Source organism: Nocardia sp. CS682 (genome assembly GCF_004634405.1).
Lineage (GTDB): Bacteria > Actinomycetota > Actinomycetes > Mycobacteriales > Mycobacteriaceae > Nocardia > Nocardia ninae.
Genome location: NZ_CP029710.1, coordinates 408,807 through 422,664, shown reverse-complemented (window position 1 = coordinate 422,664; position 13,858 = coordinate 408,807). Strand labels below are relative to the sequence as shown.

Here is a 13,858-nt window from a genome sequence, read left to right as displayed (position 1 = left end):
AGCCTAAGTTGCTGATCAACTCGGAGGGTGAGAATTGTCGGACGAGCCGTTTTCCATTACTGAAGCTGCTCTCGCGCTACGTGCGGGGGAGACGAGCAGTGTCGCGCTGGTCGAGTCCGCGATCGCGCGGGCCGATCGGGACGACAGTGAACTGGGTGTCTACCTTTCCCGGTTCGACGAGCAAGCCAGGCGGCAGGCCCGGCGTGCGGACGAGGAGCGGGCGCGTGGTGTCTGCCGCGGCGTGCTGCACGGCATACCCGTCGCGGTGAAGGACACCATCGCGGTGGCCGATGGGGACACGACAGCACAGAGTGTGGTGCACGATCGTGCGTGGGCGGCGGGCCGGGATGCGCCGGCGGTCGCCAGATTGCGGCAGGCCGGGGCGATCATCACCGGCAAGACGACGACGATGGAGTTCGGTTGTGGCGTACCGAATTCCACGGAGCCGTCTCCGCTGCCGCGCAATCCGTGGGATCCGAGCCGCTGGGCAGGTGGGTCCAGTTCCGGAACGGCCGGTGGGATCGCGGCGGGGCTGTTCCTCGGCGGGCTCGGCTCGGATACGGCGGGCAGTATTCGGATGCCCGCGGCGTTCTGTGGGGTCACCGGGTTGATGCCGAGCTTCGGTCGGGTGCCGAAATCTGGTTGTGTGCCACTGGGTTACAGCTTGGATCGGGTCGGCCCGCTGGCTCGGACCGCGGCGGACTGCGCCGCGTTGCTGGCGGTCATCGCCGGTCCGCATCCGAGCGATCCTGATTCTGCGGGCGTGCCTGAGCTGTCGATCGGTGAGTTCGGAGCTGTGGATGCCGATTTGACCGGATTGCGCGTCGGAATAGTGCGTCGCGAGCACTTCCCGGCCGGTGCCGATCCCGAGTTGGCCGGTGTATTCGATTGCGCTGTCGATGTTCTCGTGGCGTGCGGTGCTGAGGTCGAGGAGGTGGTGCTGCCGTATCGGGCGGAGGTCATTGTGGCGACGGTGGTGAGTGCTACCTGCGAAGGGCTCGCGTATCACCGTGCGGTGTTGTCGCGGCGATGGGATGACTATTTCGTGGCCTCTCGGGGATTGCTCGCCAAGGGGGCGCTGGTGTCGGGCGCCGATTACGTTCAGGCGCAACGGGTTCGGCGGGTGGCACAGGCGGCGATCGCTGAACTGTTCGATCGGGTCGATGTGGTGGCCGGTCCGACGGCGGCTGTCGGTGCGCCGCTGTTCGACGAATTGGTCGATGCGGCGGGCTTTCAGGACGACGCTCGGCTGTTCGGGAAGGTGCACACGCCGTACTGGAATGGTCTCGGCAACCCAGTGCTTGCGGTGCCGATGGGGTTCGGTGCGGGTCACCTGCCGTTGTCGTTGCAGATCGCCGGTCCCGCGTTCGGTGAGGCGATGATTTTGCGGGTCGGGGAGGCGTTCCAGTGGCGGACCGCATGGCACCGGCAACTGCCGCCGACCTATCGGACGGTGGCGGCATGAGTGAGCCGTTGGACACTGTTCGGGTGCTGCTGGGTGCGGCCGGACTACCGGCCAGTGCGGCCGAGATGGCAGGTCTCGCAGCAACGTACCCGGAGTATCGCGCTGCCACCGATGCGTTGTATGTCGTGTCTGCTGCGCGATACGTCGACCCCGCACTGCGGTTTTACGCGCAGGCGCGGACAGCGGAGTGGGACCGGTGAGCGCGAACGTGACGGCGGAACGTCAGATTCGTGACCGTCGGCGATGGGCGCCACAACGATGGGTCCTGGCGTTGGCCTGTATCGGATCGTTCTCCGTCATCATCGACGCCACGATCGTGTCGGTCACCCTGCCCGACCTGCGCGCCGACCTCGGGTTCTCACCCGCCGCGCTGCCGTGGGCGGTCAACGCCTACACCCTCGCGTTCGCGGGATGCCTGCTGTTCGGCGGACGCTGCGCAGATGTGTTCGGACGCCGCCGGATCATGCTCGTCGGAATGGGGATCTTCACGGTGGCGCGCGTGGCCGTCGGGCTCGCCGGGTCGCCTGTGTTCCTGTTGGCCGCGCGAGCAGTGCAAGGGGTAGGCGGCGCGCTGTTGATGCCGGTGACCTTGTCCATGCTGACCACCACATTCGTGGAGCCGGCGGCCCGCGCCCGCGCGCTGGCGCTGTGGAGCGCGGTCGGTGCCGCAGGGGCCGCGAGTGGACCGGTGATCGGTGGACTGCTCACCCAGATGGCGGGGTGGCGCTGGGTGTTCTTCGTTCTCGCCCCACTAGGCGTGGTCGGGATGATCGGCGCGATTCTCATACTGCCCCGGCAACTTTCGGGAGCCACCCGATCGCGATTGGACGTGATCGGCGCGCTGCTTGTCACCGCTGGCATCACCGCAGTGGTGCTGGCCATCATGCGCACGGCAGCGGCCGGCTGGACCGACCGCACAGTGCTCGGCCCGCTACTGGCCGGATTCGCCCTGCTCTGCCTTTTCGCCGCCCACCAAACGTACTGGGCCCCAGACCCGATCCTGCCACCCGCCATCTTCGGTCTCCGCGCCGTCCGTAGCGCGAACGCCGTAATGTTCCTGCTGGGTGCGGGCTTCCTCGCCAGCCCAGTACTCCTGTCCCTGTATCTCCAAGACGTGCAAGGCTATTCACCTTTGCTGGCCGGAGTTGGCTACCTACCCGTCGGCGCGGCAATGGTCACCGGATCACGCTCAGCAGGCTGGCTCACCGTCCGCCTCGGATCACGCAACGCCACCATTCTGTGCTGCACCATCGGCGCCGCAGGCCTAGCCTGCACCGCCGCCTGCATCGCACTCGACGCCCCCTACCCCTGGACAGTCCTACTATCCGGCACCATCCTCGGCTACGGCACCGCCGCCGCCTTCACCCCCCTCACCATCGCCGCCACCGACAACGTGCCCCCCGACCGCAGCGGACTAGCCGCCGGCGTCCTCAACACCGTCCGCCAGACCAGCGGCGCAGTAGGCCTAGCGGCCCTGAGCGCCATAGCCCTGGCCGCCGGCTACGCAGCAAGTTTCGCCGCCAGCGCCGCCTGCCTAGCCGCCGCCTCCCTGGTCGCAATGTTCACCATGCCGCGGAGGCGGCCCGGTGAGGGGACGGACACCTTGGTCGGATGATCAGGAGGAATTGAGGCCAGCATCGGTCGAGAGGCCAACTGCACCAGTTCCTCGTGATCGTATGTCCAGCGGAGTATTTCGGCGATCGAGGCTACGGGTGCACCGGGGCGGTGGGGGTGGAGGTGGGGAGGTCTACTTGGGTGGCGATGTTTCCGCGGAGGGGGAGGAAGGTTCCTTGGCGGAGGGATTGTTCGATGTCTTCCAGGGAGTGACCCTTGGTTTCGGGGACGAAGAAGAAGACGAATATCAAGGACAGGAGGTTGAAGAGGGCGTACATGATGAAGGCGGGGCCGAGGCCCAGGGTGTCGATGGTGGTCAGGGCGGTGAGGGTGAGGAAGAGGTTGGAACCCCAGAGGGCTACGGCGTGCAGGCTGGTGGCGCGGTCGCGGATGCTGAGGGGGTAGAGCTCAGAGCCGAGTAGCCAGCCGACGGCTTGCAGGCCTGCGGCGTTGCACGCCATGTAGGCCAGCATGAGAGCGAGGGTGAGGTAGCGGTTGGGGTGGGCGGTGAGGACGAAGAGGAGTCCGAAGCCGAACAGGAACAGGGTGGCGCCGGGGATGAGGGTGAGCATGAGTTGGCGGCGGCCGACGACGTCGACGAGGCGTTCGCCGACGGCGGTGAAGATCAGGTAGACGGCGGCGATGCCGAGGCCGGACCAGACGACGAGTCCGCTGCTGAAACCTGCTGCGCTGCCGAGGATTGTGTGCGAGTAGTAGATCATCATCTCCAGCCCGGAGAGCTGGGTGAAGGCGGCGATGCCGAGTCCTGCGACGAGGGCGGGGCGGGCCCACTTCTGGGTCAGGTTTGCCCACCCGCCGCGGGATTCCTTGTTCTCCTGCTGGGAGATCGCCCAGATCTTCAGGGTTTCGTCGACGGCGGCGGACCGGTTCGGGCGCATCCAGCGCAGCACGACCCTCGCCTTGCCGACGGTGCCGTTCTCGATGAGCCAGCGCGGCGTCTCCGGCAGTTGCAGCATCGCGACGGCCAGCACGATCGCGGGGATGACCGCGATGCCGATCATCCACCGCCAGTCGTCGCTGGCCTCGAAGGTGCCGCCCGCGGCAACGCTGACCAGGTTGGCGAGGAAGATGCCGACACCGATGGCGAGGTTGAAGAAGGTGACCATCGCGCCGCGGCGGTGCGGCGGGGCGAGTTCGGCGATGTAGGTCGGCACGATCTGTGAGCAGGCACCGACCGCGAGGCCGAGGAAGAACCGGCAGATAGTCATCATCCACGCGTCTACCGCCAGCGCACAGGCCACGACCCCCACGGCGAACACGCAGGCGATGATGAAGATGGTTTTCCGTCGGCCCAGCGACTTGGACAGGGACCCGCCGATGAGGGCGCCGACGACGGCACCGGCGAGAATGGCGGCGGTGAGAATCTCCTGCTGGGTGTGGTCGATACCCCACTGCGCGGACATTTTGGGCAGCGCGCCGGAGATGATCCCGGTGTCGTAGCCGTAGAGCATGCCGCCGAGGGCGGCGAACAGCGCCACGATCAGAACATTACGATTGGCGTTCTGTTTTTCGTCCCGCGTCGCTTTCTCGGGCGCGGAAATAACCATCTCGTAGCCATCGAGGTTGCGGCGGCGCAGGCGAGGAATGAAATTCCTGCGTCTGCTTATTGTCGAACGCTCGCTGGGCATACGCCCCAGTCGACCGTGCGCGGTCGACCGGCGCAAACTTAGCGGTCTTATTTGTGAACAGAATTACTTTCACGTTTGGCGTATTGCGTAGTTTCGGAGTATTGCGGCAGTTCTCGCACGTCGGCGAGAACTGCCGCATCGAAACTACGTGGCCGCCTCGACGGGCACCGGCTGGTCGGCCGCCACCGTCTTCTCGGCCCGCCCGGCAGTGAGGACCACCACCAGGACCGCGGCGATCAGGCTGGTTATCGCGATGATCGAAGCCACCCGTCCCGTCGCGTCGCCGGTCGAGACACCGATCTGCCCGAAGACGACGGTCGCCACCGCCGCCCCGATAGCCCCGCCGAGGTTGTGGAACGTCCACGAAGCACCGACAGCGAAACCGGATCGATTCGGCGGCACCGTCGAAATGGCCAGCACGGTCGCGGGTCCCAGCACCAAGGCCCACCCCGCGCCGAATAGCACCAGAGCGACGAACAGGACCGCCAGTAGATTGCCGAAGGCGGACCAGGCGATGCCCGCTCCCGCGAAGGTCAACAACCCGAACCCCCACGGCAGCAACGAATGTGCGCCGAACCGATCAACGAACCGCCCCGCGACCGGCGAGGCGAGCGCGAGCGTGCCACTGACGAGCAGCAGCACGAACCCCGCTTGGCGCACGTCGAAGTCGCGTCCCTGGGTGAGATACGTCGGAATCACCAGCAGCGCAGCGGCATAGAACAGCCCGAGCGAGAAATCCGAGACGATCGCGGCGACGAATCTCCGATTGCCGAACAGTGCCGGGTCGATCAACGGATTCGCCGCCCGCCGCTCCGCGACGATCCCCACCGCGACCGAGACCACCAGGACAACCGCAGCGATGAGGACCCAGGGGGAAAGCCATCCCCGCAGGTCACCCAGGACGAAGATGCCGACGGCCGACACGACGGCGAATGCGACAACGACCTGTCCGGCCCAGTCCGTACCGCCGGTGGTGTCCGGCGGTACCCGGGGACGGCGAAGGCAATTGCGACCAGGGCCGCGAGGCCGAGCGGAATGTTGATCCAGAAGATCGACTGCCAGCCCAGACTGGGCACCAGCAGACCGCCGAGCACCGGACCGATGGCCAACCCCAGGCCGTTCACCGAGTACAGCCAGCCGATGGCCTTGCCTCGATCCCCCGGCGGAAAAAGCGATTCCACCAGCGTCGAGGTACTGGTGTAGAGCACGGCACACGCCGCACCCTGCACGAAGCGCGCGACGAGCAGGATGCCGATCGACGAGGCAGCCGCCGCCCCCGCCGACGCGACCACGAACAGGGCGAGCCCGAACAGCAACACCTTTCGGCGTCCGAGGTGATCGGCGACGCGCCCCGCCGTGACCATGAACATGGACAGCGCCATCAGGAAAACACCGAGGGTCAGTTCGGTATTCGACGTACCGGCCTGCAAGTCGGCCCCGATGGCGGGCAGCGCGGTGGTGACGATGGTGAGGTCGATGCACCCGAGGAACGACGCCACCGCCAGCCCGCCGAACCCGATGACCCGCCGCTTGGCCGGGATCTCGAGCGTCACAGCTGTGCCTCCGCCGCGGCGTTCAGCGCCGACTTGCGCTTCTTGAATCGCAAAGGGAGCCAGGCGACGCGATCCGGATGCTCGGGTTCGACGAACAGTTCCCGCGTGCGCCCCATCGCGGCGGAGATGCGCTGCGGGTAGATGACGAAGTCGAAACCCTCGTGCGCCCACAGCGGCATGATGATCGGGCATTCCTCCAAAAGATATGCGCGGCAGGAGGTCCGGACCGCGTCCTGGTCGACGTCGGGTTCGCGCGCCAGCCGCCGCTCGATGAATCGGTCGATGGTGCTGTCGATGGCATGCCGATACGGCTCGTCGGTCTCGTAGGCGTGCTCGATGGCGTCGTAGAGATCGCCGTACCGGGGATGGGACAGCGCGAAGTCCCAGCGCAGAATGTTTGTCGGGCAGTCGATCTGGTCCAGATAGCTTTGGTTACGGGCGATCCATTGGTCGCCGGCGATGCGCGCACGAGCGTGCCGGTCTCTATCGGTGCCGCCGCTGAGGTTGTGCCGCTGCAAGGTGTCCGCGACGGCGATCGCGCAGCGCCCGAAGTTCGAGCGATTGATCAAATCGATGGTCGCGGCGAGCTTTTCACCCTCGTGATAGTCCGCGCCGACGCTGACCAGCAGAACGGTGGAGCGGCCGTCTGTGGTGATGCCGTCCGAGCGTAGGTCGTAGGCGGCCTTGTGCGACGCCGAGAGCAGCGTAGTCGTGGTCATCAGCTCCACACCTTCAGCGACGCGGCGGGATCGGTGACTCCGATGAAGAGGCCGATGGTGATGCGGGGGCGGTCCTGGGAAGGCGCGACCGCGTGCACCCGGCGCGGATCGATGAAGATCGCATCGCCCACGCGCGGCGTGATGACCAGCGCCGGATCGCCGACCGCGGCACGGTCGATGCCGTATACGCGGTCGCCGGATCGGTCGCGATACTCGCGCTCATCGGGATAGTCGTCCCAGATCTGTAATTCGCCGCCCCGCTCCGGCACGTCCAAATAGACATTCACCGACAGTTGCCGAGTGATCCGAATATCGAAGTCCGACGGCAGGTTGCGGCCCACATTGTCGGTGTGCGGCTCCAGATCCACCCCCGCCAGCTGGTAGCGCGCAACACCGGCGAAGAAGGCCTGCCCATTGCGCCGCAGCAAACTCGCGCCGGCCGGCCAGATCTCGTCGAGCAGTAGCCGCAGGTCGTCCGCGGGATACGAATACGGCGAGGCGATATCGCGCAGCCGATCGATATTGTCGCGCGCCTCGTCGAAGTACCGTCCGCGCCCGGCGTCGGTGCTCGTCTCCGAGAACGCGTGCCCGATCCGCCGGAACTGCGGGTCGGTGGCGAGCGGGCCGTGGTCCTGCCTGCCGACGAAGGCCTTACGCAGGTGGTCGAGCGCGTCCGGCCGGACGAAGCCGGCGAGCCGCACCGCGTGCACGTCGCCGTTCAGCAGTGCGGTCAGTGATTCGTGGTCGAATCCCTGCCTGGTGGTGTCCAGCACGCGGTCTCCGAGAGTTGGCGTGGCCGTGGTCATGTCGTTCCCCTCTGGTTGTCGCTCGATGGACCGGGCACAGGCCCGGGCAGGAGAAGGGAGGGCGTTTCGGACATGAGTCGACCCCCGTCTCTCGAGGGGCTCCAACACACCGACGGAGCCCGCGCTTGCCCGGACCGCATTACGCGGCTCGGCCTGGTCTTGACCCGGGGCACCCCGCCGCGGTTGGAGGGTTGCCGGCCAGCTAGCCGGGGACTTGACGCTGGCACTCTTGACCTGAGGTAAGCGTGCCGCCCGTCAGAAGCGTTGTCACGCTTTAGAATCGCGCTGAGTTATGAATCCGGATGGAAGGAATTCAACCCGGCGGTGCGGGACGTCGCACCAGGTCAACCCCCTAGCAGGCCGAGGCCGCGCAGTTCGAGTGCGGCCAGTCGGCGCACTGTGTCGTCGTCGCCGCGCCGCCAGGCGTCGACCACATCCGGGTCGATCCGGTTCAGTTTGCGCAGCGGCTGATTGGCGAGGGCGCGCAGGGCGAGCAGATCGCGTCCGCCGGGGACGGCGCGCAGGCGGGCTGCTGTTGCGGCCCTGCGCATCCAGCGCACCCGCAACGGAAGCCAGAGGAACAGCACCAGCCCGAGCGGGACGATCAGTAATCCGATGGCGAGGGCCATGGCGAGATCGTTGACCAGGGCCTGCTGGTCGCTGCCTGCCTCCGCCATCGACCGCGCCGCCGCGGCCGCGCGCTCGAACGGGGAGGTGAGATCGTCGCCCACCATCGGTACCCGGCCGACCTTGCGGCCGATGTCACCGAGGCTGTCGGCCATGCCGCCGCCCGCACCTTCCAGCTTCTGGCCGGGCACGCCGAGCTTCTGCACCAGGTCGTGCACCCACAGCGCAGCCATGACCGAGGCGTATACCCAGGCCACTACCAGCAGATCCGTGACCAATTGACGGGCGGCGACGGGAGCCCGATCGGCATAAATCCTCACCCGCTCGGAATTCCCCGGCGGGTCGATCGAAAACAGCACGTTCCCCCGCTCGAGGGCGCGGCAATACCGTTCAGAGAGTCCCTCGGCGCGCCGATCGCCACAGATCGACTTCGCCGTCATCATCGAGCAGCGCGTCGATTTCGGCGAGCTCGTCGGCGCTGAATTCGAGATTGTCGAGGGCGGCGACGTTCTGCTCGAGCTGATCGGTGGTGGACGCACCGATCACCAGTGAGGTGACCCGGTCGTCGCGCAGCGCCCAGGACAGCGCCAGTTGCGCCAGCGTCTGCCCGCGCCGGTCGGCGACCGCGGCGAGCTTGCGCAACCGATCGATCATCGCCGGGGTGAGTAATTCGTTCTGAAACGACTTACCTTGGGCAGCACGAGATTCCGGTGGAATGCCGTCGAGGTACTTCGAGGTGAGCAGCCCCTGTGCGAGCGCGGTGAAGCCGATGACGCCGAACCCTTCCGTACCGGCCGCGTCGAGCAGACCCTCGGTCTCTATCCACCGGTTGAGCATCGAGTACGACGGCTGATGGATAAGCAGGGGAGTGCCGAGTTCCCGCAGCATGGTGGCGATGGTGACCGAATCCTGTGCGGTATACGAAGAAATTCCTACGTAGAGCGCTTTCCCCTGACGGACAGCGGTATTCAGCGCCGCCGCGGTCTCCGCCAGCGGAGTCGTCGGGTCGAACCGGTGCGAATAGAAGATGTCGACATAGTCGAGCCCGAGCCGGGTCAGCGACTGATCGAGTGAGGCGAGCAGATACTTGCGCGACCCGCCGCCCTGCCCGTACGGACCGGGCCACATATCCCAGCCCGCTTTGCTGGAGATGACGAGTTCGTCGCGGTACGGTGCGAGATCCTCGCGCAGAATGCGTCCGGCGTTGATCTCCGCCGCGCCGTACGGTGGCCCGTAATTGTTCGCCAGGTCGAAATGCGTGATGCCCAGATCGAAGGCGCGCAATGCGATTTCGCGCTGGGCGAGGTAGGGGCGGTCGTCCCCGAAGTTGTGCCAGAAGCCGAGCGAGAGCAGTGGCAGATCCAGGCCCGAGCGTCCTGACCGGCGATAACGCATCGCGCCGTCGTACCTGGCCGGTTCGGGAACATATGCCATCGAGATCTCCTCATCAGCTGCACGGACGGTCCCATACTGCCTGACCGGTGTGCGGTGCCGACCCGAGCCCGGCGGATCGGCAATCCGCGAATCCATTCCCCAGTTATTCCTCAGTCGAGTTGCCGGACCAAATGTGGTTCCTTGATGAGGAATTCGACAGACCGAAGCGCGGCCCGCGCCGTCCGGGTCGAAATCGCGAACCACTCGAGGAGCTTTGCCATGCCCTTGTTACGACGCATGTTCGCAATCATGCTCGGCGCGTTGATCATCGTCGCGATGTCGGTCGCGACCGGATCGGCCGCCCCCACCGAAGAACGAGAAGTGTTCTCCCCGGACGGCACCATCGCTCGCGTGGTCCTGCCGGTCCGCCCGGAAGCCCCGGCGCCGCGCTCGGCGGTGCAGGCCGACGTGGTGACGATCCAGCAGACCGGGCCGTCCAGTCAGCGGTTCGATCTGGTGTTCGTCGGCGACGGGTACACCTCGAGCCAGCTGGACATCTACAAGCAGCACGCCGTCAACCGGTGGAACGAGATCGCCCAGGTCGAACCGTTCAAGAGCTACAAGAACTCGTTCAACGTCTGGGCGGTCAACGTGGTGTCTCAGCAGTCCGGCGTCGACAACGATCCACGCGGCACCATGCGGAACACCGCCCTGGACATGACGTTCTGGTGCGGCGGCACCGAGCGGCTGCTGTGTGTGAACGAGACCAAGGCCTTGCAGTACGCCCGGTTGGCGCCCGAGGTCGACCAGGTGGTCGCGCTGGCCAACACCACCAAGTACGGCGGGGCAGGCGGCAAGGTGGCGACGTCGTCCGGCGGCAACGCGCAGTCGGGGCAGATCGTGGTGCACGAGCTCGGGCACTCGGTGGCCGGGCTGGCCGACGAGTACGACTACCCGAACGACCGCTACACCGGGCGCGAGCCGCGCGAGGTGAACGCCTCCACCTACACCAGCGCGCAGATGCAGCAGAACAAGGCCAAGTGGTACGAGTACCTCGGCAAGCAGTCGCCGGACGGTGGCGTGGTCGGCACCTACGAGGGCGCGGTCTACCACAAGCGCGGGGTGTACCGGCCGACGCAGAACTCGTTGATGCGCTCGCTCGGTCGTGAATTCAACCTGATCGGGCTGGACGCGATGAAGGCCGCGATCGAGCGGAAGGCCCCGCCGACCCAGCACTGATTCATCACCGGATGCCCGGCCGCCCCGGCCGGGCACCCGAGGTAATTCCCCTGAGCCAGCAGGTATTTCGAGTCTCGCACGGGAGCACCTCGTGATGAGTTGTGAAGGAGAACGCAATGGCATCCAGACAACATCAGCACCGACGTGACCGGGGCGGGCCGCGCACCCGCGTGGTCGCGGCCCTCGGGTGGACCGTGCTGACCCTGCGACGGTTACCGCGGCTGGCCCTGTTGGTCGTGGCCGCGGCACTGCTCCTGTCCGGCGCGCCCGCGCTGGCCGAACCGACGAACGGCCCGGATGTCAGCGGCGGCGAGGCGCAGCCGACGTTCGACCCGAAGGCGCCGGTCCGGCAGGACCTGTGGGTGCGTGCCCCCGTGGACAGCGACCGGGACGGCAAGGACGACGAGGTGCACGTCCAGGTCGTCCGTCCGGCCGGCGCCACCGGCAAGCTGCCGGTGGTGTACCAGGCGAGCCCGTACTTCTCCGGTGGTAACGACGTCGCCAACCACAATGTCGATGTCGAGCTCTACGTGCCGGACGGCGCGGACGCGCGGCGCATGGCTCCTGCGCCCGGCGAGTTGCGCGCGCGGGTGGCCGAGGACCTGCGGGTGGCGGGCATCACCGTCGCCAACGGCCAGATCACCTGGCAGTACGAGGAATTCTTCCTGGCTCGCGGCTACGCGGTGATGTACGGCGAGTCGCTCGGCACCGGCACCTCCACCGGCTGCCCGACCTCGGGCGCGCGCAACGAGACCATCGGCGCGCGGGCCCCGATCGACTGGCTCAACGGCCGGGCGAAGGCGCGCGACGCGCAAGGTAAAGCCGTAGTGGCCAATTGGGCCAGCGGCAAGGTCGGCATGATGGGTGTGTCCTACAACGGGACACTGCCCAACGCCGTCGCCGCCACCGGCGTGCCCGGGTTGGAAGCGATCGTGCCCATCGCCGCGATCAGCAACTGGTACGACTACTATCGCGCGGCGGGCGCGGTGGTCGCTCCCGGCACCTACCAGGGCGAGGACGCCGACGTGCTGGCCAAGTACGTCTACACCAGGGCCGATCGGAAGATCTGCACACCGGTGATCGACAAGCTCGAAAAGGACCAGGACCGGGTCACCGGTGATTACATCGGCTTCTGGAACGAGCGCAACTACCTCAACGATGTCGGCAAGGTGCGGGCCGCGGTGCTGGCCGTGCACGGTCTCAACGACTTCAACGTCAAGACCAAGCACGTCGCGCAGTGGTACGACGCGCTGAAGAAAGCCGGTGTGCCGCACAAGATCTGGCTGCACCAGTCCGGCCACACCGACCCGATCAGCCTGCGCCGGGACGAGTGGTTGCGCACCGTGAACCGCTGGTTCAGCAAGTACCTGCTCGGCCGGGACAACGGCATCGACCGCGAGCCCAAGGCCACGATCCAGCGCGAGGACAAGTCCTGGGTGAACGAGCCGGAATGGCCCGCACCGGCCACCTCGGCCGCGACCGCGGTGTTCCAACCCGGCGGCCGCAATACCGGCGGACTCGCGACATCCGGACCGGGGCGGGTCACCGAGTCGCTCGACGATGACGCGACGAAGCCGGCCTCGACCCTGGTCGCGGCACCGAGCTCGCCGAACCGGTTGGCGTACTTCTCCAAGCCCACCACGGCTCCGCTGCGGATCAGCGGCACGGTCGACGTCGCCCTCCGGCTGTCCTTCCAGCGTCCGGCGGCCAATGTCACTGCGCTGCTGGTGGATCGCGCTCCCGACGGCAGTTCGAAGATTGTCACGAGGGGTTGGGTGGACCCGCAGAACCGGGACTCGATCGATAAGACCAGCCCGATCACCCCGGGTAAGGAGTATGCGATCAACCTGTCCATGCAACCGCACGACTACGTGCTCGCGCGCGGACACAAGCTGGGTGTGGTGGTGTTGTCCAGTGACAACGAGTACACCCTGCGGCCCAAGCCGGGGCCCGGCTTCGGGATGAACCTGGCCGAAACCAAGGTCTCGTTCCCGGTGGTCGGCGGGCAGGCCGCCCTCAAGGCCGCGATCGGCTGACACCCCGAGATCCGGTCACGCCCGAAAGCCATTGGGCGTGACCGGATCTCCGGTGTCTACTGCTTGGCCGCCACCGCGATCAAATCGCTGACCGCGCCCGGCGCGGAGACGCTGACCGCATGCGAAGCCGAGATCTCGACGGTGTGCGCGGACGCCCGCTCGGCCATGAACCGCTGGGCCTGCACCGGGATGTTCTTGTCCGCGGTGGTGAGCAGGGCGAACGCGGGGATGTTTCGCCAAGCCGCCGCGGTCGCCGGCTCCTGGAGTGCGGCGAGTGCGACGGGCCGCTGGGTCGCCGCCATCAGCTCGGCGGTGTTCGCGGGCACGTCGGCGGCGAACTGGGCCGGGAATTCGTCCTGACGGATATACAGCTCGGTGCCCGAATTACCGTCCGCGAGTGGGTAGTTCGCTGGGCGGGTGGTCGGCCCGAGGGTGGAGCCGGGGAACTTATCGGTCAACTCCAGCGCGCTTTCGCCCTCGGCGGGGATGAAGGCGGCGATATAGACGAGGGCTGTCACGTTCACCTTGCCCGCGGCGGCGACGGTGATGACGCTGCCGCCGTAGGAGTGACCGACCAGGACGCAGGGGCCGTCGATGCCATCGAGGACCGAGCTGATGTAGGCGGCGTCGGTGTCCAGGCCGCGCAGCGGGTTGGCCGCGGCCACGACGGAATGGCCCTGTGCGCGCAGCGTTTCGATGACGCCGTTCCAGCTGGACGAGTCGGCGAACGCACCGTGCACCAGCACGATGGTGGGCGAGGAGGTACTCACGAATCT

The 13,858-nt window shown here is 66.9% G+C and carries 13 protein-coding genes and 1 riboswitch; of the genes, 5 read left to right on the top strand and 8 right to left on the bottom strand.

The window, feature by feature from the left end:
- Positions 1-34 precede the first annotated feature (34 nt).
- The 3 genes from DMB37_RS01970 to DMB37_RS01960 are packed head-to-tail and all read left to right on the top strand — an operon-like array spanning position 35 to position 3,080.
- A complete protein-coding gene (locus DMB37_RS01970) occupies positions 35-1,465 on the top strand; it encodes an amidase (RefSeq protein WP_135231164.1) in 1,431 nt (476 codons plus the stop codon).
- Complete coding sequence (locus DMB37_RS01965) at positions 1,462-1,665, top strand: hypothetical protein (RefSeq protein WP_135231163.1); 204 nt, start codon at positions 1,462-1,464, stop codon at positions 1,663-1,665. The genes DMB37_RS01970 and DMB37_RS01965 overlap by 4 nt, the downstream gene beginning before the upstream one ends.
- Entirely contained in the window at positions 1,662-3,080 is a 1,419-nt protein-coding gene (locus tag DMB37_RS01960; protein ID WP_240772203.1) for an MFS transporter, read from the top strand. The genes DMB37_RS01965 and DMB37_RS01960 overlap by 4 nt, the downstream gene beginning before the upstream one ends.
- Positions 3,081-3,171: 91 nt before the next feature.
- On the opposite strand, the gene DMB37_RS01955 is transcribed toward DMB37_RS01960, so the two are convergent.
- The 7 genes from DMB37_RS01955 to mgrA all read right to left on the bottom strand — a co-directional run bounded on the left by DMB37_RS01955 (position 3,172) and on the right by mgrA (position 9,867).
- Positions 3,172-4,728 carry a sugar porter family MFS transporter gene (locus DMB37_RS01955; protein ID WP_135231162.1) on the bottom strand — a complete coding sequence of 519 codons (1,557 nt, stop codon included), beginning with the start codon at positions 4,726-4,728 and terminating at the stop codon, positions 3,172-3,174.
- Positions 4,729-4,872: 144 nt separating this feature from the next.
- Positions 4,873-5,619, bottom strand: coding sequence for an MFS transporter (locus tag DMB37_RS01950; RefSeq protein WP_240772472.1), 747 nt, complete (start codon positions 5,617-5,619; stop codon positions 4,873-4,875).
- Entirely contained in the window at positions 5,517-6,281 is a 765-nt protein-coding gene (locus DMB37_RS41160) for an MFS transporter (protein ID WP_167768681.1), read from the bottom strand. Before DMB37_RS41160 ends, DMB37_RS01950 begins: the two co-directional genes overlap by 103 nt.
- Positions 6,278-7,000, bottom strand: coding sequence for a tRNA-dependent cyclodipeptide synthase (locus tag DMB37_RS01940; protein ID WP_135231159.1), 723 nt, complete (start codon positions 6,998-7,000; stop codon positions 6,278-6,280). The genes DMB37_RS41160 and DMB37_RS01940 overlap by 4 nt, the downstream gene beginning before the upstream one ends.
- The gene (locus DMB37_RS01935) at positions 7,000-7,806 is read right to left on the bottom strand and encodes a 2OG-Fe(II) oxygenase (RefSeq protein ID WP_167768680.1); all 807 of its coding nucleotides are present in this window, start codon (positions 7,804-7,806) and stop codon (positions 7,000-7,002) included. Before DMB37_RS01935 ends, DMB37_RS01940 begins: the two co-directional genes overlap by 1 nt.
- 116 nt (positions 7,807-7,922) lie before the next feature.
- A riboswitch (SAM riboswitch) is annotated at positions 7,923-8,041 on the bottom strand.
- A gap of 109 nt (positions 8,042-8,150) precedes the next feature.
- On the bottom strand, positions 8,151-8,753 hold the full coding sequence (locus DMB37_RS01930) for a hypothetical protein (protein ID WP_135231158.1): 603 nt from the start codon (positions 8,751-8,753) through the stop codon (positions 8,151-8,153).
- 70 nt (positions 8,754-8,823) lie between these two features.
- Entirely contained in the window at positions 8,824-9,867 is a 1,044-nt protein-coding gene (mgrA, locus tag DMB37_RS01925) for an L-glyceraldehyde 3-phosphate reductase (protein WP_135231157.1), read from the bottom strand.
- Positions 9,868-10,086: 219 nt separating this feature from the next.
- Here mgrA and DMB37_RS01920 point away from each other — a divergent pair, with 219 nt between their 5' ends.
- Positions 10,087-11,046, top strand: coding sequence for a M64 family metallopeptidase (locus tag DMB37_RS01920; RefSeq protein ID WP_135231156.1), 960 nt, complete (start codon positions 10,087-10,089; stop codon positions 11,044-11,046).
- Positions 11,047-11,162: 116 nt separating this feature from the next.
- A complete protein-coding gene (locus DMB37_RS01915) occupies positions 11,163-13,082 on the top strand; it encodes a Xaa-Pro dipeptidyl-peptidase (RefSeq protein WP_206055156.1) in 1,920 nt (639 codons plus the stop codon).
- A gap of 56 nt (positions 13,083-13,138) precedes the next feature.
- Here the strand turns inward: DMB37_RS01915 and DMB37_RS01910 are convergent, their stop codons facing one another.
- Positions 13,139-13,852 (bottom strand): alpha/beta fold hydrolase, encoded by a 714-nt coding sequence (locus DMB37_RS01910; protein ID WP_135231155.1) that lies wholly within the window; start codon positions 13,850-13,852, stop codon positions 13,139-13,141.
- Between the last annotated feature and the right edge of the window lie 6 nt (positions 13,853-13,858).